Below are 19,221 nucleotides of genomic sequence, written 5' to 3'. Positions count from 1 at the left end.
TCATGGTCAGCGCCCAGCCCCGCACCGACCGCCGCGAGGCGATGCTCGACGCCGCGCTCGAGGTGTTCTCCCGCGACGGCTACGACGGCGGCAACATCGACGAGATCGCGCGGGTCGCGGGCGTCGCGAAGCCGACCGTCTACAGCCACTTCGGCGACAAGGCCACGCTGTTCGTCGAGACCCTGCGCCGCGGCGCGAGGCGCGCGAACGAGCGGGTCGACACCGTGATCGACGCGATCGACCTCGACGGCGACGACCTGCGCGGCGAGCTGACGCGGCTCGGCGACGCCCTCGTCGGCTGCGTGACGCACGACGACGGGGCCGCCGTGATCCGGCTCCAGCTCGGCGAGCGCGCACGGTTCCCCGAGGTCGTCGACGAGGTCAGCCGGGGCAGCCGGGAACGCACGATCGACCGGCTCGCGGGCAAGCTCGCCCAGCTCGCGACCGCGGGGCGGCTGCGCGTGCGCGACCCGCGTCGCGCGGCCCGCCAGCTCCTCGCGCTCGTGGCCGACGACGCGCTCGTCACGAGCGGGTACGGCGCGCGCGTGCTCGACCCGGGCGAGCTGCGCGGCACGATCGACGACGGCGTGGACACGTTCCTCGCGGCGTTTGGTCCGAGCGAGGACTGAACGCCCACCGGGTCGGCGGACGCAGAGACGCCGAACCCGGGGTTGCCGGCCACCCATGGCTGCGGGTGGCCGGCAACCCCGGGTTCGGCGGGGTGCGGCGAGGGTCAGGCCGTGGGCTCGTCCTCGACCGCGGCGTCCTCGACGGGAGCGTCCTCGACCGCGGCGCCCGACGGCGCGGGGTCGCCGCTCGGCGCCGAGGCGTCGGGCACCGCCGGGCCCGCGAGGATCAGGTAGAGCTCGCGGCGCGTGCGCTCGAGGAGCTCCGCCGCGGCCTGCGCCTGCTCGTCGGTGCCCGTGCGGGCGACCTGGTGGACCGCGGCGGCGACCGCCTCGACGCCAGCCCGCAGCTCGCGCCGCCCGCGCCCGCCGCGACCGGCGGCGTCGGCGAACGGGTCGCCCAGCTCGGCGGCGTGCTCCGCGACGTACGCGGTGCCCGCCTCGGTGAGCGTCGCGAGGCGACGCCCGCCGTCGGCCGAGAGCTCGACGAGACCCTCGTCCTGGAGCAGGTTCAACGCGGGGTAGACCGCTCCGGGGCTCGGGCGCCACTGGCCCTCGCTCCGCTCGGCGATCTCCTGGATGACCTGGTAGCCGTGCATGGGCTGCTCGGCGAGGAGCAGCAGGACGGCGGCGCGGACGTCGCCGCGGCCGGCGCGCCCGGGGCCGCGACCGCGGCCCCCGTGACGACGCCCGCCGTGACCCGGACCGAAGCCGGGGCCACCGGGGCCGCCCGGCCCGAAGCCCGGGCCGAACCCTCGCCGGTCGTCGGCCGGCCCGCCGGGGCCGAAGCCCCGTCCGCCGTCGGCCGGGCCGCCGAACCCGCGGCCACCGCCGCGGCGCGCGCCGCCCCGACCTCGGGGACCGTCGCCGCGGAACCAGGCCGCGTCGTCGGGCACGGGCGGGAAGCCGTCACGACGACGGCGGTCCGGGCGCGGCCCGGGACGCTCGCCGAACGGCTGGGACATGTTCTGGACGTTCTCCGGGGTCCTGCCCCGGTGCTGGTGTGCGTAGCTCATGGGATGTGTCTCCTGTGTTCGTGGGGCTCCGGGTGATCCGCGGAGCGGTGGCGGGCCGGTGCGGCCTCGCGGTGGTCGCGAGTCATGTCTGGCCTCAGCGATACGGTAACGATATATCGATAGAATATCGCTGTCAACACCCTGCGTGAGAGCGCGTCGTCCCAGGACGCGCCCGGGTCGCGGACGTACGCTGGCATCCAGCAGCCAACCGGCAGCCCACCAGCAGCACCGGACGCCATCCCCCGTCCGGCCATCACCCGGGCCGCACCACCCCGGCGGGCCCGGCTCCCGCGAGGAGGCGGCGATGCGCCCAGGCCAGCCCCGGCACTACCTCATGTGCCGGCCCACGTACTTCACCGTGAGCTACGAGATCAACCCGTGGATGGACCGGCGCACGCCGGTGGACACCCCGCTCGCGGTCGCCCAGTGGGAGCGCCTGCGCGACGCCTACCGCGACCTCGGCCACGCCGTCGAGACGATCGACCCCGTCCCGGGGCTGCCGGACATGGTCTACGCCGCGAACGGCGCGACCGTCGTCGACGGCCTCGTCTACTCCGCGCGCTTCGCCCACCCCGAGCGCGGCCCCGAGGGCCCCGCCTACCTCAAGTGGTTCGCCGACCACGGCTACGTCACCCACCTCGCCGAGCACGTCAACGAGGGCGAGGGCGACCTCCTCGTGGCGGGCGACGTCGTGCTCGCCGGAACGGGCTTCCGCACCGAGCGCGCCGCGCACGCCGAGGCCGCCGCGCTGTGGGGGCGCGAGGTCGTGACGCTCGAGCTCGTCGACCCGCGCTTCTACCACCTCGACACCGCGCTCACCGTGCTGCGCGGAGGATCCGGCTCGGTCCCCGGTGCCCAGGTGCCCGACGGCGGCGCCCACCCCGGCCTCACCGGCCCGCCGCCCGTGGACGTCGTCTACTACCCGCCCGCGTTCTCGCCCGCGGCGCAGGAGGTGCTGCGCGAGCGCTACCCCGACGCGCTCCTCGCGACCGAGGAAGACGCCGTCGTGCTCGGCCTCAACGCGGTGAGCGACGGGGCGCACGTCGTGCACGCCCCGCGCGCCGAGGGGCTCGCCGCCGCGCTGCGGGAGCGCGGCTACGAGACGATCGCCGTCGACACGTCCGAGCTGCTGCGCGGAGGCGGCGGCGCCAAGTGCTGCACGTTGGAGATCCGCGAGCTGACCCCCGGGTCGCGGTCCACGACCGGGAGCGCGTCGTGACCGCGCAGGACGTCCGCCCGGTCGCCGGGGCGGCGGACGACGGCACGCGCGACGCGCTCGCGCACAACTACCACCCGCTGCCCGTGACGGTCGCGACCGCCGAAGGGTCCTGGGTGACCGACGTCGACGGGCGCCGCTACCTCGACTTCCTCGCGGGCTACTCGGCCCTCAACTTCGGGCACCGGCACCCCGCGCTCGTCGCCGCCGCGACCCATCAGCTCGGGCGCGTCACGCTCACGTCGCGCGCGTTCGACCACGACCTCCTGCAGGCGTTCGCCACCGCGCTCGCCGCGCTCGTCGGACCGCTCACCACCGGCAGGACGGACTCCCTGGTGCTCCCGATGAACACCGGCGCCGAGGCCGTCGAGACCGCGATCAAGACCGCGCGCAAGTGGGGGTACGACGTCAAGGGCGTGCGCCCCGGAGAGGCGACGATCGTCGTCGGCTCCGGGAACTTCCACGGCCGCACGACGACGATCGTGTCCTTCTCCGACGACGAGGACGCGCGCCGCGGGTTCGACCCGTACACGCCCGGCTTCCGCCTCGTGCCGTACGGCGACGCCGACGCCGTCGCTGCCGCGATCGACGAGACCACCGTCGCGGTGCTGCTCGAACCGGTCCAGGGCGAGTCGGGCGTCGTCGTGCCGCCCGCCGACTACTGGCCGCGCCTGCGTACCCTCACCGCCGAGCGCGACGTGCTGCTCGTCGCCGACGAGATCCAGTCCGGGCTCGGCCGCGCCGGCACGACGCTCGCGGTCGAGACGTGGGGCGTGCGCCCCGACCTCGTCACCCTCGGCAAGGCGCTCGGCGGCGGGATCCTGCCCGTGTCCGCCGTCGTGGGTCGGCGCGACGTGCTCCAGGTGCTCACCCCCGGCACGCACGGCAGCACGTTCGGCGGCAACCCGCTCGCGTGCGCGGTGGCGCTCGCGGTCCTGGAGCTCCTCGCGACCGGCGAGCCGCAGCGCCGCGCGCGCGAGCTCGGCGCCCGGTTCCACGCGCGGCTCGCCGGGTTCGTGGAGGCCGGCCTGCTCGACGACGTCCGCGGCCTCGGGCTGTGGGCGGGGCTCGACCTCGACCCCGCGCGCGGGACCGGTCGCGACCTGTGCGAGGCGCTGCTCGCGCGTGGCGTCCTCGCCAAGGACACGCACGGGTCGACCATCCGCCTCGCTCCCCCGCTGACCATCTCCGCCGACGACCTCGAGACCGGGCTGTCCGCCCTGGAGGACGCGCTCACGGGCCTTGCGCGGGGTCGGTAGAGTCCGGAGGGTGACCACGCCCGAGCACCCCGCACCCGGTACCACCACCCTCGCGTCGTCCCTGGACGACCTGCGTCGCGCGTACGCCGACCTGCAGGCCCTGGGGCTGAAGCTGGACCTCACGCGCGGCAAGCCCTCGGCCGAGCAGCTCGACCTCTCCGAGGCCCTGCTCGCGCTCCCGGGCGAGGGCGTGCACACCGACGCCGACGGCACCGACGTCCGCAACTACGGCGGCCTCGACGGCCTCCGGCAGCTCCGGGAGATCTTCGCCGAGCTGCTCGGCGTGCCCGTCGAGCAGCTCCTCGCGGGCGGCAACGCGAGCCTCACGCTCATGTACGACACGCTCGCGTACGCGACCCTGTTCGGCGTCCCCGGCTCCGAGCGCCCGTGGGGCCGCGAGGAGAAGGTCCGCTGGATCTGCCCCGTACCCGGCTACGACCGGCACTTCTCGGTGTGCGAGGCCCTCGGCATCGAGATGGTCACCGTGCCCATGACCGCCGACGGGCCTGACGCCGAGGCCGTCGCCGAGCTCGTCGCGAACGACCCCACGATCAAGGGCATGTGGGTCGTGCCGACCTACGCGAACCCCGACGGGTCGGTCGTCACCGAGGAGGTCGCGCGCGCGCTCGTGTCCGTGCCCGCCGCCGCCCCCGACTTCCGCATCCTCTGGGACAACGCGTACGCGCTGCACCACCTCACCGACGACGAGGTCCGCAGCGCCGACGCGATCACCCTCGCCGCCGAGGCCGGGCACCCCGACCGCGTGATCCTCTACGCCTCGACGTCGAAGATCACGTTCGCCGGCGCCGGCGTCGCGTTCCTCGCGTCGTCCCCCGCCAACGTCGCCTGGTACAAGAAGCACCTGTCGGCGCAGTCCATCGGCCCGGACAAGGTCAACCAGCTCCGCCACGCGCTGTTCTTCGGCGACACCGACGGCGTGCGTGCCCACATGCGCAAGCACCGCGACATCATCGCCCCCAAGTTCGACGCCGTCACGAGCATCCTCGCCGGGCGCCTCGGCGGCACCGGCGTGGCGTCGTGGACCGAGCCGAAGGGCGGCTACTTCGTCAGCCTCGAGGTCGTGCCCGGCACCGCGTCGCGTGTCGTCGAGCTCGCCCAGGCCGCCGGCATCGCGCTCACGCCCGCGGGCGCCCCGTTCCCGTACGGCAAGGACCCCGAGGACAAGGTCCTCCGCCTCGCCCCGACCCTCCCCCCGATCGAGGAGGTCCGCGTCGCCATGGACGGCGTCGCGACCTGCGTCCTCCTCGCCGCCGCGGAGGCCGCCGCGCAGTAGCCGTGGACCCACGCGGCCTTCCGAGGCCGAAACGCCGCTGCGCGAGGTAGACCCGTGGCTGCGGGAGGTAGAGCCATGGTTGCGCGAGGTAGAGCCATGGTTGCGCGAGGTAGAGCCGTGGTTCCGCGAGGTAAAGCCGTGGTCTTTGTGCCCGACGGCGCGTGGTCGGGTTGGGTGGTCGGGGTGGGTGGTGGTGCCGCGTCTACCATCCGCCGCTCGTTCCTCGCGGCTCCCGCCAGGCCCGCCACGACGCGGCATAACCACCCACCCCGCCCTACTCCGTCTCGCCCTGGTCTCCGCTTCCCTTGCGCACCGTGCCCGCAGTGCACGAGTTCGTCCGTGACGTGCCGCCGCCGCTCGGCCACCGCGCTCTGCCGCCGGCCGGGCGCCGTCGCGTCGAGCAGGCGGTCGGGGCGCGTCCTGCTCGCCTGACCTGCCCCGGTCACCTGCTCGACCGGCCGAGACCGCCTGCTCGACCGGGTGGAGACCGCCGAGGACGGCACCACCACAGTGCCGTGCGACCGGCGAACCCGGGGTGAGCGGGCCGCCCTGGACGAGCACCCGCCGTCCGGCACGACCACGCCTCTACCCGGTCAGACCAGGGCTCTACCTCGGCAGACCACGGGTCTACCTCGGGCGATCAGGGGTATCACTCGCCGCGGGAACTGACGAATCGCACTGGTCCTCGGGCGCCCGCGCGGCGCAGGATGGAAGACGTGCGCGACCGATGAGTTCTGCCGGCCCCGACGGTCGGTGGGTGGGTGGCCCGGAGAGCCGGGCGGCTCGTCGGCAGCGGCGAACGACCATCCCGCGGAGGGGACATGACCGACACTGCACGCGGCGACCTCGCCGTCGAGGCACGCGGCCTCGTCAAGCACTTCACGACCGGGAAGTCCGTGACCAAGGCGGTCGACGGCATCGACCTGCTCATCCCCGAGGGCACGGTGTTCGGCGTGCTCGGTCCGAACGGCGCGGGCAAGACGACGGCCGTGCGCATGCTCGCGACGCTCCTGCGGCCCGACGCGGGCACGGCGCGCGTGCTGGGCCACGACGTGGTGCACGACGCCGACAAGGTGCGCTCCGTCGTCGGGCTCACCGGGCAGTACGCGTCGGTGGACGAGGACCTCACGGGGACGGAGAACCTCGTGATGCTCGCGCGGCTCTACGGGTTCCTCGGCGGCACGGCGCGCGGGCGCTCGGCCGAGCTCCTGGAGGCGTTCGGCCTGGGCGACGCAGGCGACCGTCAGGTCAAGACGTACTCGGGCGGCATGCGGCGACGCATCGACCTCGCGGCGAGCCTCGTCATGAGCCCGCGCGTCATCTTCCTCGACGAGCCCACGACGGGCCTCGACCCGCGCAGCCGCAACCAGGTGTGGGACATCGTGCGCGTGCTCGTCGCGGACGGCGCCACGGTCCTGCTGACGACGCAGTACCTGGAGGAGGCGGACCAGCTCGCCGACCGGATCGCCGTGATCGACCACGGCAAGGTCATCGCGGAGGGCACCGCGACGGAGCTCAAGCGCTCCGTGGGCGAGGGCGCGGTCCACGTGCGGCTCGCGGACGCGACCCAGCGGGGTCGCGCGGCGGAGGTCGTGGGTGCGCTGCTCGGCACGGAGATCACGCTGGCGAACGACCCGTACGCGCTCACGGCGCGCGTGCCCGACGACGGCGCGGCCGACGTCGCGCGCATCCTGCCCGCGCTCGGCGACGAGGGCATCGTCGTGCCCGAGTTCACGCTCGGCCAGCCGAGCCTCGACGAGGTGTTCCTCGCGCTGACGGGCCAGCCCATGGAGGACGACGAGACGATCGAGGAGGTGGCCTGATGGCCGTCGACCCCACCATCACCGCCGCGGAGCTGCGTGCTCCGGAGGCGAACGCGCTGCGGGCCGCGGTCGCGCTCGAGCAGCGGCCGTCGCGCCCGTCGCCGGTGTCGGCGACCTTCACCTACACGTGGCGTGCGCTGCTCAAGATCAAGCACGTGCCCGAGCAGCTCTTCGACGTCACGGTCTCGCCGATCATCTTCACGCTCATGTTCACGTACCTGTTCGGCGGAGCGCTCGCCGGAGACGTGCAGAGCTACCTGCAGTTCCTCCTGCCGGGCATCCTCGTGCAGGCGGTGCTGTTCACGACGATCTACACCGGCTACACGATGAACACGGACATCAGCAAGGGCGTGTTCGACCGGTTCCGGTCGCTGCCCGTGTGGCGGCCCGCGCCGATCGTCGGGGCGCTGCTCGGCGACACCGTCCGCTACACGATCGCGTCGGTCGTGACGCTCGCGCTCGGCCTCGTGCTGGGCTTCCGTCCGCCGGGCGGCGTCGTGGGGGTGGTCCTCGGGATCGTGCTGCTGCTCGTGTTCGCATTCGCGCTGAGCTGGGTGTTCACCGCCCTCGGTCTGGTGCTGCGCTCGCCGAACGCCGTCATGGGGACGTCGATGCTCGTGCTCATGCCGCTGACGTTCGCGTCGAACATCTTCGTCGACCCGTCGACGATGCCCGTGGTGCTGCAGCGGTTCGTCGACGTCAACCCCGTCACGCACCTCGTGACGGCCGTCCGCGGCCTGATGGCGGGCGAGCCGGCGACGGAGGGGATCGCGTGGGTCCTCGTCGCGTCGGTGGTCCTGACCGCGGTCCTCGCCCCGATCACGATGCGCCTCTACCGCAACCGGAGCTGACCGGTCATCGGCCGGGGTCCTTCCGCAGCAGGAGCTCGCCCGCGAGGCTCACGGCCTCGCGGGTCGAGCGCCCCGGGTGGTGCGCGACCATGAAGTGCCGCGCCACGGCGAGCGAGAACATCAGGGTGCTGCGGGCCTCGACCTCGTCGGGGTCGTCCACGAAGGTCGCGAAGAGCCCGCGCAGGTAGTCCATGCGCCGGTCGTCGACGCGCCGCAGGCGCTCGGCGACGCCCTCGTCACGTCGCGCCCACTCGCGCACCGCGAGGTCGAGGCGGTGCTGGTCCGGGGAGTGCGAGAGCTGTCCGGCCCGGCGGAGCCGCTCGACGGCGTCGCCCCCCTCGGCCTCCACCTCCGCGAGCACGGCGTCCGTGCAGCGCCGCTCCCAGTCGTCGAGCATCGCCTCCAGGAGAGCCGGGCGGTCGGGGAAGTGCCCGTAGAAGCCCCCCTTCGTGACGCCGAGCCGGGCGGCGAGGACCTCGACCCGGACGGCGTCCGGCCCGCCCTCGGCGAGCGCGTCCAGGCCGGCGTCGACCCAGCGGTGCCGGGGCGTGCGCGTGCGGGCGGGCATCTCGGGTCCTCTCGGCCGGTGGAGTCGTCGGCGGTCGGAAACATACGCTACCGTACGCATGAAGCGTACGTTGCCGTATGAATCGGAGGAGCCTCCATGACCGACACACCGTCGAGCGCACTGAGGGCGGCGCGCATCGCCGCAGGCACGCTCGTCACGCTGGGCGCCGGTCACCTGGCGATCGTCTCGGCGGTCGGGCGCGACCGCCTCGCCGCGTGGGTCGACGCAGGCCTCTGGGCGGCCGTGCCGCTCTTCCCGGGCGCACGGCCGAGCGCCGCGACGCTGGACGACCAGGTGGTGTTCTGGAGCGGGGTCGGGAGCTTCGCCGTGCCGCTCGTCCTGCTGGGCGGCCTGGTCTGGTGGCTCGCGTCGAGGAGGATCGTGCCGCCCGCCGCGGTGGGCTGGGGACTCGTCGCGTGGTTCACGCTGGGAGCGGTCGTGCTCGTGCCGTCGCCGATGATCGTCGGAGCGCTCGCGGGAGCGCTCCTGGTGGTCGCCGACCGGCTCAGCCGTCCTCGGTCGCCGGCGCGTCGTCCTCGCACTTCTTCGTCACGACCATGACCGGGCACGCCGAGTGGTGCAGGACCGCCTGGCTCGTGGAGCCGAGGAGGAGCCCCCGGAAGCCGCCACGGCCGCGAGATCCGACGACGATGAGGTCGGAGGCCGTCGAGAACTCCGTGAGCAGCTCCGCACCCGTGCCGTCGAGCACGATGCGCTTGATCGTGAGCCCCGGGTGCTCCGCCTCGTGGCGGTCGATGATGACGTTGAGGCCCTCGGTGATGTCCGCGAGGACCTGCTCGTGGTCGATCGACGCGGGCAGCCACGCGAGCAGACCGGCGCCGGCACCGACCGGGACACCGGCGACCGCGACGAGCTCCGCGTCCCACGCCCGGGCCTGACGGATCGCGTGCCGCAGGGCGATCTCCGCCGACGGCGACCCGTCCACCCCGACGACGATGCGCCGCAGCGGCTTCACCGCGGGGAGCTCCTGCGGCGCGCCCTCGGCGCCCTTCGCGTCGGAGCGGTACGGCACGACGACGGTCGGGCAGTGGGCGTGCGCGGGCAGTGCCGACGACACGGTGCCGAGCAGGCGCTCGGTGAACCCGCCGCGGCCACGTGTGCCGACGACGACGAGCGAGTGCTCGCGCGACATCTCGACGAGCACGCCCGCGGCGTCCCCCGTCGTCACCGTCGCGGTCGTCCGGACGCCGGCCGCCTCGGACCGCGCGCGAGCCTCCTCGAGGACCGCGCGCGCACCCTCCTGGATGGCCGAGTCGTCGAGGGCCGCGTAGCCACCGTCCAGCGAGGCCGCCGTGAACGACGGCAGGGAGTAGGTGCAGACGATGTGGAGCGGCCAGCCCACCTGCAGCGCGTACGCCGCGGCCCAGTCCAGGGCGTGCAGGCTCGGTGCCGAGCCGTCGACGCCGACGAGGACGGATTCCGTGCGGGTCATGAGCGACTCTCCTCTCGACGGCCCGGTGCCATCGGACGACCAACCTAGCCGAGACCAGCGCGCCCGTCCGTCTGCCACGAGTCACGAACACGTCAAGAATGCCACGAACCCCGCCTCCTCGCGACGATGCGCGAGGGGACGGGGTTCGTCAGGCCGGTGACCGCGAGGGTCCTGAGGCGTGGGCGATCAGGCCACGCGGATGAACGTGGGGTTCGACTGCCAGATCTGACGGAACTGGACGGTCTTCCCGGGGCGCGGGGCGTCGATCATCATGTTGTCGCCCGCGTAGATCGCGATGTGGCCCGGCGTCCAGATGAGGTCGCCCGGCTGCGCCTGGTCGCGCGACACCTTGGTGCCGACGGAGCCCTGGGCGCTCGACGTGCGCGGCAGGCTGATGCCGACCTGCGCGTAGACGTAGCTGGTGAAGCCCGAGCAGTCGAAGCCGTCGGGGGTGGTGCCGCCGTAGACGTAGGGGACGCCCACGTAGCGCGCGGCGATCGAGACGATGCTCGAGCCGTAGGCCGAGGCCGGGACCTCGACGGCCGCCTCCTGCTGGGCAGGGGCCTCGGACTGGGTGGACTGACGCTCCTGCGTGCGGCTCGTCTGCTGGGTGCGGACGGGCTCCGGCTCCGGCTCCGGCTCGGGGGCCGGGGTCACGGTGACGGGGGCGGCCGCCTGCTCGATCGTGAACGCCGCGTCAGCCGCGACGGTCACTGCGGGGGCGGCCTCGAGCGCCTGGCGCGCCTGCGCGGTGAGGGCGCTGAGGTCGACGGCGTTGAGCTTGCCGGACTCGTTGTCGACGGGGGCCGCGGTCGCCGGGGCGGCGGCACCGATCATCGAGACGATGAGGCCCGAGGACGCGGCGACGACGGCGGTGCGGCGACCGACGGTCGACATCTGGTCCGACGCGGCCTGGGCGATAGAGCTGAGTGGCGTCACGGGACGCCGCGCCGCGCGGTGGCGGGCGCGAGTCGTGCTCACGGTCACTTTGTGCCTCTCCAAGACGCCTGCGAGGTCAGCTGTCGGGTTCGGGTGGAAGAGTCACCCGGCCCGCCGGACCGAGGTCCGTCGGGCTTCACCCCAAGGGCGCTGTCTCCAGCACCCGGAAGTGGGTCCCCCGTCCCTGTCATCGGGTCGTCGTTGGCCTCATGCGGTGACAGGGTTAGGCGTTCCGCGCGAGGACTCCGTCGAATGGGTATTCCGATGGAGCAGCACCGACCGTACAGGACGCTCCGGCAAAAGTCACGTTCCCATTACGAATCGATGCGGACGATCACGTCGTCGCAGGTCAGCGTGCATTTGCGGGTGAACGGAGGGCTATCCCCGGGCGACGAAGAGGTGCCGCGCGACGTCGTCGGGCAGGTCCAGCACGACCTCCGCGCCCTCTCCCTGCACGGTCACGCCGCCGTCGCCCGTCGACCGCACGACGAGGGTCCGGCGGGGCAGCACCTCGGCCTCCGCAAGCCGCGAGAGCAGCTCGACGTCGACCTGGATCGGCTCGGCGATCCGCTGCAGCACGACGCGCGCCTCCGCGCCGTCCCGACCGTGCTCCGCGAGGAACACGGGCAGCGAGACGACACCGTCGAGGAAGTCGACCTCCTCGAACTGCTCCCCCAGCTCCGGCAGGCCCGGGATCGGGTTCCCGTACGGGTCGAAGTGCGGGTGGTCGAGCAACCCGATCAGGCGCTCCTCGACCAGCTCGCTCATGACGTGCTCCCAGCGGCACGCCTCGGTGTGCACGTACTCCCAGTCGAGCTTGATCACGTCGGTGAGCAGCCGCTCCGCGAGCCGGTGCTTGCGCATGACGCGCGTGGCCTTGTCGTGGCCGACGGACGTGAGCTCCAGGTGGCGGTCGCCCGTGACGACCACGAGACCGTCGCGCTCCATGCGCGCGACCGTCTGCGACACCGTGGGTCCCGAGTGGCCGAGGCGCTCCGCGATGCGCGCGCGCAGCGGGACGATGCCCTCTTCCACGAGCTCGTAGATCGTCTTCAGATACATCTCGGTGGTATCGATCAGATCGGTCACGTCACGCTCCCAGTCGCTCGTCGGCTCGGGGCGCCCGGTCGTCGTCGCGGGGCGCCTGCCCGCACCGGCGGGCCGCTGGGGACAGTCTATGGCGAGCCCGTGACCCGGCCCGGGGGCCGCGCGGGAGAACCCGTGGTGCCGGTCCGTACCGGATGCTCCGGCACCCGGCCGCGACCCGCGACCGTCGCCGCTCGTCCGCGGACACCGCTCCCGGCCCGTGAGCCACGCGCGTAGTGTGACGGCGTGCACGATCCCGCGAACGCCCCGATCACGATCCCCTCGGACCTGCTGCCGGCCGACGGCCGCTTCGGCTCCGGGCCCAGCAAGGTCCGCGCCGCCCAGGTCCGCGCCCTGTCCGACGCCGGCGCGTCCCTGCTCGGGACGTCCCACCGCCAGGCACCGGTCCGCTCGGTCGTGCGCCGGACGCGCGAGGGGCTCGCCGAGCTCTTCGCGCTGCCCGAGGGCTACGAGGTCGTGCTCGGGAACGGTGGCTCCACGACGTTCTGGGACGTCGCCACGGTGAGCCTCGTGCGCACCAAGGCGCAGCACGCCGCGTTCGGCGAGTTCGGCGCGAAGTTCGCCGCCGCGACGACGTCGGCGCCGTTCCTCGAGCCGTCGCAGGTGATCTCGGCCCCTGCCGGGTCCGTCGCGCTGCCCGAACCGGCCGACGACGTGGACGTGCACGCCTGGCCGCACAACGAGACCTCGACCGGGGCCATGGCCCCGGTCCGCCGCGTCGAGGGGTCGCGCGAGCGCGGCGCGCTCACGCTCGTCGACGCCACCTCGGGCGCGGGGGCGCTCCCCGTGGACGTCGCCGAGACCGACGTCTACTACTTCGCGCCGCAGAAGGTCTTCGGGTCTGACGGCGGCCTGTGGCTCGCGCTGTGCTCGCCCGACGCGCTCGCGCGGTCGGAGGAGGTCGAGTCGAGCGGCACGCGCTGGGTGCCGGAGTCCTTGTCGCTACGCACGGCCGCGGCGAACTCGCGCCTGGACCAGACGCTCAACACGCCCGCGATCGCCACGCTCGTCATGCTCGCGGAGCAGGTCGAGTGGATCCTCGGCAACGGCGGTCTCCCCTGGGCCGCGGCCCGGTCGGCCGAGTCGGCGACCCACCTCTACGGCTGGGCCGAGGAGCGCGAGTGGGCGACGCCGTTCGTCACCGACCCGGCGCAGCGCTCCACCGTCGTCGGCACGATCGACCTCGACGACGCGGTCGACGCGACCGCCGTCGTGGCCGCGCTCCGCGCGAACGGGATCCTCGACGTCTTCCCCTACCGCAAGCTCGGCCGCAACCAGCTCCGCGTGGCGATGTTCCCGGCGATCGAGCCCGATGACGTCCGCGCCCTCACCGCGTGCGTCGACCACGTCGTCGCGCACCTGGCCTGACGACCACGACCCTGCTCCGCGTCGAACACGACCTTGGTGTCGCTATGGAGGTCATAGCGACACCCAGGTCGTGTTCGGCGGCGGGGGGACCGAGGCGTCAGGCGGCGCGGGCCGCTTCCTCCGCGTCCTCGACCCCGAGGCGACGGCTCGTCTCGGCGCGGGCCGAGCGGTCCGTCGGGGTGCCCGCGTCGAGGTAGCGCACCACGAGGTGCGGGCGCTGGAGGACGCGGTAGCGGACCTCGAGGTGCCAGTTGCGCACCGCCCACACGGCCGCGCCCACGGCGACGAGGCCGGCGGTGATCGACCCGACCCCGATGGCCCAGCGAGGGCCCCAGGCCTCGGCGATCCAGCCGACGAGCGGCGACCCGACCGGCGTCGCGCCGAGGAACACGATCATGTAGAGCGACATGACCCGCCCCCGCATGACCGGGTCGACGGACATCTGGATCGTGGAGTTGGCGGCGGTCATCATCGTGAGCGACGCGAGGCCCACCGGGATGCAGGCGAGCGCGTAGCTCGCGTACGTGGGCATGAGGGCCATGACGCCCGTCGCGACGGCGAACCCGAACGCGGACCCGATGACGAGCCGGACGCGCGGCCGCTCGCGCCGCGCGGCGAGCAGGGCACCGGTCAACGACCCGATGGCGAGGATCGACCCCAGGATCCCGTACTCCCCCGGTCCCTTGCCGAACTCGACCTTGGCCATCATCGCGGACGTGAGCTGAAAGTTGAGCCCGAACGTCGACACGACGCCGACGACGACCATGATGACGATGATGTCGGTGCGCCGGCGCACGTACCGGATGCCCTCGCGGATCTGCCCCTTCTCGCGGGGTGCGCTGGGCAGGACGTGGAGCTCGCGCGTGCGCATGTACATCAGCGCGAGGATCGTCGCCCCGAACGTCACGCCGTTGAGGATGAAGAGCCAGCCCGAGCCGACGGCCGCGATGAGCAGACCGGCGACGCCCGGCCCCACGAGGCGCGCGGCGTTGAACGACGCGCTGTTGAGCCCGACGGCGTTGGACAGCTTGTCGGCGGGGACCATCTCGGCGACGAACGTCTGGCGCACCGGGTTGTCGAACGCGGTGACGACGCCGAGGAGCCCGGCGAACACGTAGACGTGCCAGAGCTCGACGCGCCCGGACAGGACGAGGGCACCGAGGCCGAGGGCGAGCACACCCATCGCGCCCTGCGTGGCCATGAGGAGCCGGCGGCGCGGGAGCCGGTCGGCGAGCAGGCCCGCCCACGCGGACAGGGCGAGCACGGGCGCGAACTGCAGCGCTGTCACGACGCCGACGGCGATGCCGGAGTTGTCGGTCAGGTCGGTGAGGACGAGCCAGTCCTGCGCGACGCGCTGCATCCAGGTGCCGACGTTCGCGACGAGCGCGGCGCCGAACCAGACGCGGTAGTTGTAGTACTTCAGGGAGGAGAACGTCGCGCTCATCGGGCGGCGATCCGGGTCAACAGCTCACTGGCGCGGGCCAAGGTCTCTCTTTCGTCGGGCGTGAGGGAGGACAGCTGCTGCGTGAGCCACGCGTCCCGGCGGCGGCGGGTCTCCTTGACCTCGCGCACGCCGGCGTCGGTGAGCCCCACGACGACCTGACGGCGGTCGCTCGGGTGCTCGCTCTTCTCCACGAGCCCCATCTCGACGAGGGCGTTGACGGCCCGGGTCATCGACGGCGGGCGGACGCGCTCGTGCTCGGCGAGCTCGCTCGGCGACATGGCGCCGTGCTTGTGCAGCACCGTGAGGACGCCGAACCGACCCTCGGGCAGGTCGGCCTCGCCGCGCTGGGCGCGCAGACGGCGCGAGATGCGCGTGAGCGCCACGCGGAGCTCGCCGCCGAGGGTGGCGGGCCGGCACTGGCTCCGGGAGGGGGCAGTGGGGTCCGCAGCAGGCATGATAGTTACCTTAACTCATTACCTAGAGTAATGAAAGAGGCGCACGTCACCCCCGCGGGCGGAGGCGAGAGGTCCGTGCCCTGGTCAGGGCACGTAGGCGACGACGGCGCGGCCGTCGCCGCGCGCGACCACCGGCCCCGTCCCGTGCGGGACGAAGACCGACTCGCCGCGCGCCAGGCGGAGCTCGACGGAGCGCGCGCCGGAGCCTGCGGCGAGCGTCACCGCACCGTCCAGGCACAGGACGACGCGCGGACCGGCCTCGGGCAGGGGCACCGGACCCGTGATCCGACCCGCCCGCAGCGCGAACTCCGCGACGGGCGGGCGGTAGGTGACGAGTCCGGACCCGTCGTCGACCAGCCGCGGGCGCGCCGCGGGACCGGGCGTGCAGGTGGCGCACTCGAGCAGCGCGTCGACGTCGACGAGCTTGCTCGTGAGCCCGGCACGCAGGACGTTGTCCGAGCTCGCCATGACCTCGACCGCGCAGCCGGACAGGTAGGCGTGGACATGGCCGGACGGCACGAACATCGACTCCCCGGGCGCGAGCGTGACCCGGTTGAGCATGAGGGAGACGACGGCGCCCGGGTCGCCCGGGTGCTGCTCGGCGAGCGCGAGCACCGTGGCGTCGGCACGCCGCGACGTGCGGCGGGTGGCACCGGGAGCCGCCGCGGCGCCGGGACCGGCCGGAGCGTCGGCCCGGGCCCGCACCGACGCGACGGTCCGCGCGAGGTCCGCCGCGACGTCGGGCTCGGACCGCGCGTGCAGCGCCAGCGTGAACGCCGCGCGGACGCCCGCTTCCGTGGGGCGCGCGACGAGGGCCGCCCGCATGCGCCCGACGAGGTCGCCGTCGAGGCCGTCGAGGAGCTCGAGGATGCGGGTCGGCCGACGGAAGCCCGACAGGCCCTCGAAGCGCGACACCGCCACGACCATCTCGGGCTTGTGCTGGTCGTCGTGGAAGCTGCGCAGCGGCGAGTCGCGCGCCACGCCCTCCCGGTTCTCGCGGTTGAACCCGGCGCGCGCGAGGTGCGGTCGTGGGTGGACCTGCAGCGAGAGCGCGCGCTCGGCGGCGAGCACCTTGAGGAGGAACGGCAGCCGGGGACCGTACTGGTCGAGCACGCGCTGGCCCAGCACCCCCACCGGGTCCGCGCGCACCAGGTCGGCGAGCGTCGAGCCCGACGCTGCCGCCCCGCCCGGGCGCGGTGCCCCACCCGGGCGATCCTCGCCGTCGGGCACCACGCGCGACGGTGCGAGCGGGTGCGCGCCCATCCAGAGCTCGGCCGCCGGACGACCGTCCGGGTCCACCCCCAGGAGCTCCTGGATCGCCGACGTCGAGCCCCAGTCGTAGGGCTGGACCGTGTTGTCCAGCCGGTAGAACGCGGGCGGACGACCGGCGGGGACGGCGTCGTCGACCGACACCTCTCCCGACCGCTCGTCCGCCGCGCTCGTCATGGGCCGAGCCTAGACGCCCAGGGCGTCCCGGATCGGGCCGAGGAGGAAGTACACGAGGAACATCGCCGACGCGACCCACATGAGCGGGTGGATCGCCCGGACCTTGCCGAGCGCGAGCTTGATGACGACGAACGCGAGGAAGCCCGCGCCGATGCCGTCCGCGATCGAGTAGGTGAACGGCATGACGATGATGGTGAGGAACGCCGGGATCGCGATCTCGACGTTCTTCCAGGAGATGCCGGCGATCTGGGTCATCATGAGGAACCCGACGAAGACCAGCGCCGGTGCGGCGGCCTCGTAGGGCACGAGCGCGACGAGCGGCGACAGGAACGTCGCGAGCAGGAACGCGACGCCCGTGACGACCGAGGCGAGACCCGTGCGCGCCCCCTCGCCCGCGCCGGTCGTGGACTCGACGAAGCTCGTGTTCGACGACACGGAGCCCGCGCCGCCCGCGGCCGCGGCGAGCGAGTCGACCACGAGGATCGCGCGCGAGCGCGGCGGGACGCCGTCGGCGTCGTTGAGCCGCGCCTCGGCGCCGACGGCGACCATGGTGCCCATCGTGTCGAAGAAGTCCGCGAGCAGGAGCGAGAACACCAGCAGGATCACGGTGACGGTCGCGATGTTCTGGAACGAGCCCAGGAGCGAGAACTGGCCGAGGAGGCCGAAGTCCGGGACCTGGACGACGCCGTCGAACGTGGGCGCGTTGAGGTTGAAGCCGTTCGGGTTGGAGCCGTCAGGCGCCTTGGCGCCGATGTGCAGCGTGTTCTCCAGCACGACGGCGAGCGCGGTCGCCGTGAGGATCGCGACGAGCAGAGCGCCCTTGACCTTGCGGACCCACAGCACGATCGTCAGCACGAGGCCCACGACGAACACGAGGATCGGCCACGTGCCGAGGTTGCCCAGGGCGAGGAGCGTGCCGCTGCCCGCGGTGACGAAGCCCGCGTTGACGAGGCCGATGAGCGCGATGAAGAGGCCGATGCCCACGCTGATGGCCGTCTTCAGCTCGACCGGGACCGCGCGGAAGACCGCCTCGCGGAACCCGGTGAGCACGAGGAGCAGGATGATGAGGCCCTCGATGACGACGAGGCCCATCGCGTCCGCCCAGGTCACCCCCGGCAGCGAGGCGATCGAGTACGCCACGACCGCGTTGAGGCCCAGCCCGGCCGCGAGGCCGAGGGGGAAGTTCGCGAAGACGCCCATGGCGATCGTCATGACGCCCGCGACGAGCGCGGTCGCGGCGGCGATCTTGCCGAAGTCGGGCTCGGCGCCCCCGCCGAGGAACTGGCCCGTGCCGTCCTGGACGGTCCCGATGATCAGCGGGTTCAGCACGATGATGTAGGCCATCGCGAAGAACGTGACGAGACCACCACGGATCTCGGTGCCGATCGTCGAGCCGCGCTCGGTGATCTTGAAGAAGCGGTCGATCGCGCCGGACGCAGGGGCAGGCGCCTGCTCGTCCTCGTGGACGGAGGTGGGTGTGGACATGGTGAGAATGCTGCCAGAACCCTGTGACCGCCCGGTAACACGCGGGACACGGTCCGGCATCGTGCCCTGCGGGCGTCCTCCCACGTCAGGCGGCGCCGACAGCGGCGAGCGCCGCGACGGGTGTGCTCGACGCCACGTCGGCGGAGTCGCGCCCGCCGTCGCGGAGTCCGTCGAGGGTCGCGAGACGCGGGGTGCCCGCGCCGTGCCCGAGCCCCTCCGCCGTCGCGAGGTCGGTGACGGTCCGGGGAGCGCCCGTCGCGAGCTGCACCGCGTGGAGCGCGTCGAGGATCGCGGCCGCCCGCTCCCCGGCCGGGCCCGCGGGGACCCCGTGGACGAGCCGCGGCGGGTGCAGGAGGTCGACGACGGCGTGCCCGGTCCGGTGCTCGTCGGGCACCCACGCGACGGTCGCCCGGACGCCGTCGGCGACGAGGCCCGCCGCGAGCCACTCCGCGGTCCCGGCCGGGACGCGGGCGCGCCCGACGACCAGGTCCCCGGGGCCGAGGTGCGGGGCGAGGTCGTCGAGCGCGTCGCGGAGCGTCACCACGCGCGAGACGCCGTCGGGGTCGGGGTCCGGGCCGGCACCGACGCACAGGACGTGCACGCGCGCCCCGGCGACCGCCGTCCGGTCCGTCGTGGGGCGCAGCCGGCCGCTCACGAGGCCGAGCGCGAGGAGCCGGTGGAGACGCGGCTCAGCGGCGCGGCTCAGACCCGTGCGGAGCGCGTCGAGGGCGCCAGGGTCCGTGTCGTGGAGCACGACCTCGTGGCCCGCCGCGGCGAGGCAGGCCGCGTGCAGGACGCCGCGGCGACCGCATCCCGAGACCGAGACCCGCACGACGCACCTCCCCGCGCCCGACCCTGCACCCCGCCGGCC

At 73.7% G+C, this 19,221-nt stretch carries 18 protein-coding genes and 1 riboswitch; of the genes, 8 read left to right on the top strand and 10 right to left on the bottom strand.

The annotated features are described in order from the left end of the window. The first annotated feature begins 2 nt into the window (after positions 1 to 2). Complete coding sequence (locus NF338_RS15975; RefSeq protein WP_264031684.1) at positions 3 to 629, top strand: TetR/AcrR family transcriptional regulator; 627 nt, start codon at positions 3 to 5, stop codon at positions 627 to 629. A 104-nt stretch (positions 630 to 733) separates the two neighbouring features. Here NF338_RS15975 and NF338_RS15970 read toward each other — a convergent pair whose 3' ends face one another. Next, a complete protein-coding gene (locus tag NF338_RS15970) occupies positions 734 to 1,642 on the bottom strand; it encodes a PadR family transcriptional regulator (protein ID WP_264031683.1) in 909 nt (302 codons plus the stop codon). Between the two features lie 304 nt (positions 1,643 to 1,946). On the opposite strand from NF338_RS15970, the gene ddaH reads away from it, so the two are divergent. From ddaH to NF338_RS15945, 5 genes are all read left to right on the top strand, one after another. Then, a complete protein-coding gene (ddaH, locus tag NF338_RS15965; RefSeq protein ID WP_264031682.1) occupies positions 1,947 to 2,861 on the top strand; it encodes a dimethylargininase in 915 nt (304 codons plus the stop codon). Further along, positions 2,858 to 4,117 carry an ornithine--oxo-acid transaminase gene (gene rocD / locus NF338_RS15960; protein WP_264031681.1) on the top strand — a complete coding sequence of 420 codons (1,260 nt, stop codon included), beginning with the start codon at positions 2,858 to 2,860 and terminating at the stop codon, positions 4,115 to 4,117. Before ddaH ends, rocD begins: the two co-directional genes overlap by 4 nt. 10 nt (positions 4,118 to 4,127) lie before the next feature. Beyond that, entirely contained in the window at positions 4,128 to 5,411 is a 1,284-nt protein-coding gene (locus NF338_RS15955; protein WP_264031680.1) for an aminotransferase class I/II-fold pyridoxal phosphate-dependent enzyme, read from the top strand. A gap of 821 nt (positions 5,412 to 6,232) precedes the next feature. Next, complete coding sequence (locus tag NF338_RS15950; protein ID WP_264031679.1) at positions 6,233 to 7,234, top strand: ATP-binding cassette domain-containing protein; 1,002 nt, start codon at positions 6,233 to 6,235, stop codon at positions 7,232 to 7,234. Next, positions 7,234 to 8,085 carry an ABC transporter permease gene (locus tag NF338_RS15945; RefSeq protein WP_264031678.1) on the top strand — a complete coding sequence of 284 codons (852 nt, stop codon included), beginning with the start codon at positions 7,234 to 7,236 and terminating at the stop codon, positions 8,083 to 8,085. Before NF338_RS15950 ends, NF338_RS15945 begins: the two co-directional genes overlap by 1 nt. 4 nt (positions 8,086 to 8,089) lie before the next feature. On the opposite strand, the gene NF338_RS15940 is transcribed toward NF338_RS15945, so the two are convergent. Beyond that, the gene (locus tag NF338_RS15940) at positions 8,090 to 8,653 is read right to left on the bottom strand and encodes a TetR/AcrR family transcriptional regulator (RefSeq protein WP_264031677.1); all 564 of its coding nucleotides are present in this window, start codon (positions 8,651 to 8,653) and stop codon (positions 8,090 to 8,092) included. Positions 8,654 to 8,749: 96 nt separating this feature from the next. Between NF338_RS15940 and NF338_RS15935 the strand changes: the two genes are divergently transcribed. Further along, positions 8,750 to 9,214, top strand: coding sequence for a DUF6463 family protein (locus NF338_RS15935; RefSeq protein ID WP_264031676.1), 465 nt, complete (start codon positions 8,750 to 8,752; stop codon positions 9,212 to 9,214). On the opposite strand, the gene NF338_RS15930 is transcribed toward NF338_RS15935, so the two are convergent. The 3 genes from NF338_RS15930 to NF338_RS15920 form a co-directional block, all read right to left on the bottom strand. Then, positions 9,159 to 10,106, bottom strand: coding sequence for a universal stress protein (locus NF338_RS15930; protein ID WP_264031675.1), 948 nt, complete (start codon positions 10,104 to 10,106; stop codon positions 9,159 to 9,161). The genes NF338_RS15935 and NF338_RS15930 overlap by 56 nt on opposite strands. Positions 10,107 to 10,292: 186 nt before the next feature. After that, on the bottom strand, positions 10,293 to 11,093 hold the full coding sequence (locus NF338_RS15925; RefSeq protein ID WP_264031674.1) for a C40 family peptidase: 801 nt from the start codon (positions 11,091 to 11,093) through the stop codon (positions 10,293 to 10,295). A 2-nt stretch (positions 11,094 to 11,095) separates the two neighbouring features. Beyond that, positions 11,096 to 11,256, bottom strand: a riboswitch (cyclic di-AMP (ydaO/yuaA leader). A gap of 167 nt (positions 11,257 to 11,423) precedes the next feature. Next, positions 11,424 to 12,134: a metal-dependent transcriptional regulator gene (locus NF338_RS15920; protein ID WP_264031673.1), complete on the bottom strand. Its 711-nt coding sequence runs from the start codon at positions 12,132 to 12,134 to the stop codon at positions 11,424 to 11,426. 243 nt (positions 12,135 to 12,377) lie between these two features. Between NF338_RS15920 and serC the strand changes: the two genes are divergently transcribed. Beyond that, entirely contained in the window at positions 12,378 to 13,520 is a 1,143-nt protein-coding gene (serC, locus tag NF338_RS15915) for a phosphoserine transaminase (RefSeq protein ID WP_264031672.1), read from the top strand. 97 nt (positions 13,521 to 13,617) lie between these two features. On the opposite strand, the gene NF338_RS15910 is transcribed toward serC, so the two are convergent. The 5 genes from NF338_RS15910 to NF338_RS15890 form a co-directional block, all read right to left on the bottom strand. Continuing rightward, positions 13,618 to 14,964: an MFS transporter gene (locus NF338_RS15910; protein ID WP_264031671.1), complete on the bottom strand. Its 1,347-nt coding sequence runs from the start codon at positions 14,962 to 14,964 to the stop codon at positions 13,618 to 13,620. Next, entirely contained in the window at positions 14,961 to 15,419 is a 459-nt protein-coding gene (locus NF338_RS15905) for a MarR family winged helix-turn-helix transcriptional regulator (protein ID WP_264031669.1), read from the bottom strand. The genes NF338_RS15910 and NF338_RS15905 overlap by 4 nt, the downstream gene beginning before the upstream one ends. Positions 15,420 to 15,503: 84 nt before the next feature. Next, on the bottom strand, positions 15,504 to 16,865 hold the full coding sequence (manA, locus tag NF338_RS15900; RefSeq protein WP_264031668.1) for a mannose-6-phosphate isomerase, class I: 1,362 nt from the start codon (positions 16,863 to 16,865) through the stop codon (positions 15,504 to 15,506). A gap of 9 nt (positions 16,866 to 16,874) precedes the next feature. Further along, a complete protein-coding gene (locus tag NF338_RS15895) occupies positions 16,875 to 18,350 on the bottom strand; it encodes an NCS2 family permease (RefSeq protein WP_264031667.1) in 1,476 nt (491 codons plus the stop codon). 85 nt (positions 18,351 to 18,435) lie between these two features. Then, positions 18,436 to 19,182: a hypothetical protein gene (locus NF338_RS15890; protein ID WP_264031666.1), complete on the bottom strand. Its 747-nt coding sequence runs from the start codon at positions 19,180 to 19,182 to the stop codon at positions 18,436 to 18,438. Between the last annotated feature and the right edge of the window lie 39 nt (positions 19,183 to 19,221).

Origin of the sequence: Cellulosimicrobium sp. SH8, from assembly GCF_025818875.1 — a bacterium.
Lineage (GTDB): Bacteria > Actinomycetota > Actinomycetes > Actinomycetales > Cellulomonadaceae > Cellulosimicrobium > Cellulosimicrobium cellulans_D.
The sequence above is the reverse complement of the archived record's forward strand: the minus strand, read 5'-3'. Positions and strand labels throughout refer to the sequence as shown.

Coding starts and splice junctions, on each gene's coding strand:
- NF338_RS15975 (WP_264031684.1), top strand. CDS start 3: ATGGTCAGCGCCCAGCCCCGCACCGACCGCCGCGAGGCGATGCTCGAC.
- NF338_RS15970 (WP_264031683.1), bottom strand. CDS start 1,642: ATGAGCTACGCACACCAGCACCGGGGCAGGACCCCGGAGAACGTCCAG.
- ddaH (WP_264031682.1), top strand. CDS start 1,947: ATGCGCCCAGGCCAGCCCCGGCACTACCTCATGTGCCGGCCCACGTAC.
- NF338_RS15950 (WP_264031679.1), top strand. CDS start 6,233: ATGACCGACACTGCACGCGGCGACCTCGCCGTCGAGGCACGCGGCCTC.
- NF338_RS15945 (WP_264031678.1), top strand. CDS start 7,234: ATGGCCGTCGACCCCACCATCACCGCCGCGGAGCTGCGTGCTCCGGAG.
- NF338_RS15940 (WP_264031677.1), bottom strand. CDS start 8,653: ATGCCCGCCCGCACGCGCACGCCCCGGCACCGCTGGGTCGACGCCGGC.
- NF338_RS15935 (WP_264031676.1), top strand. CDS start 8,750: ATGACCGACACACCGTCGAGCGCACTGAGGGCGGCGCGCATCGCCGCA.
- NF338_RS15930 (WP_264031675.1), bottom strand. CDS start 10,106: ATGACCCGCACGGAATCCGTCCTCGTCGGCGTCGACGGCTCGGCACCG.
- NF338_RS15910 (WP_264031671.1), bottom strand. CDS start 14,964: ATGAGCGCGACGTTCTCCTCCCTGAAGTACTACAACTACCGCGTCTGG.
- NF338_RS15905 (WP_264031669.1), bottom strand. CDS start 15,419: ATGCCTGCTGCGGACCCCACTGCCCCCTCCCGGAGCCAGTGCCGGCCC.
- manA (WP_264031668.1), bottom strand. CDS start 16,865: ATGACGAGCGCGGCGGACGAGCGGTCGGGAGAGGTGTCGGTCGACGAC.
- NF338_RS15895 (WP_264031667.1), bottom strand. CDS start 18,350: ATGTCCACACCCACCTCCGTCCACGAGGACGAGCAGGCGCCTGCCCCT.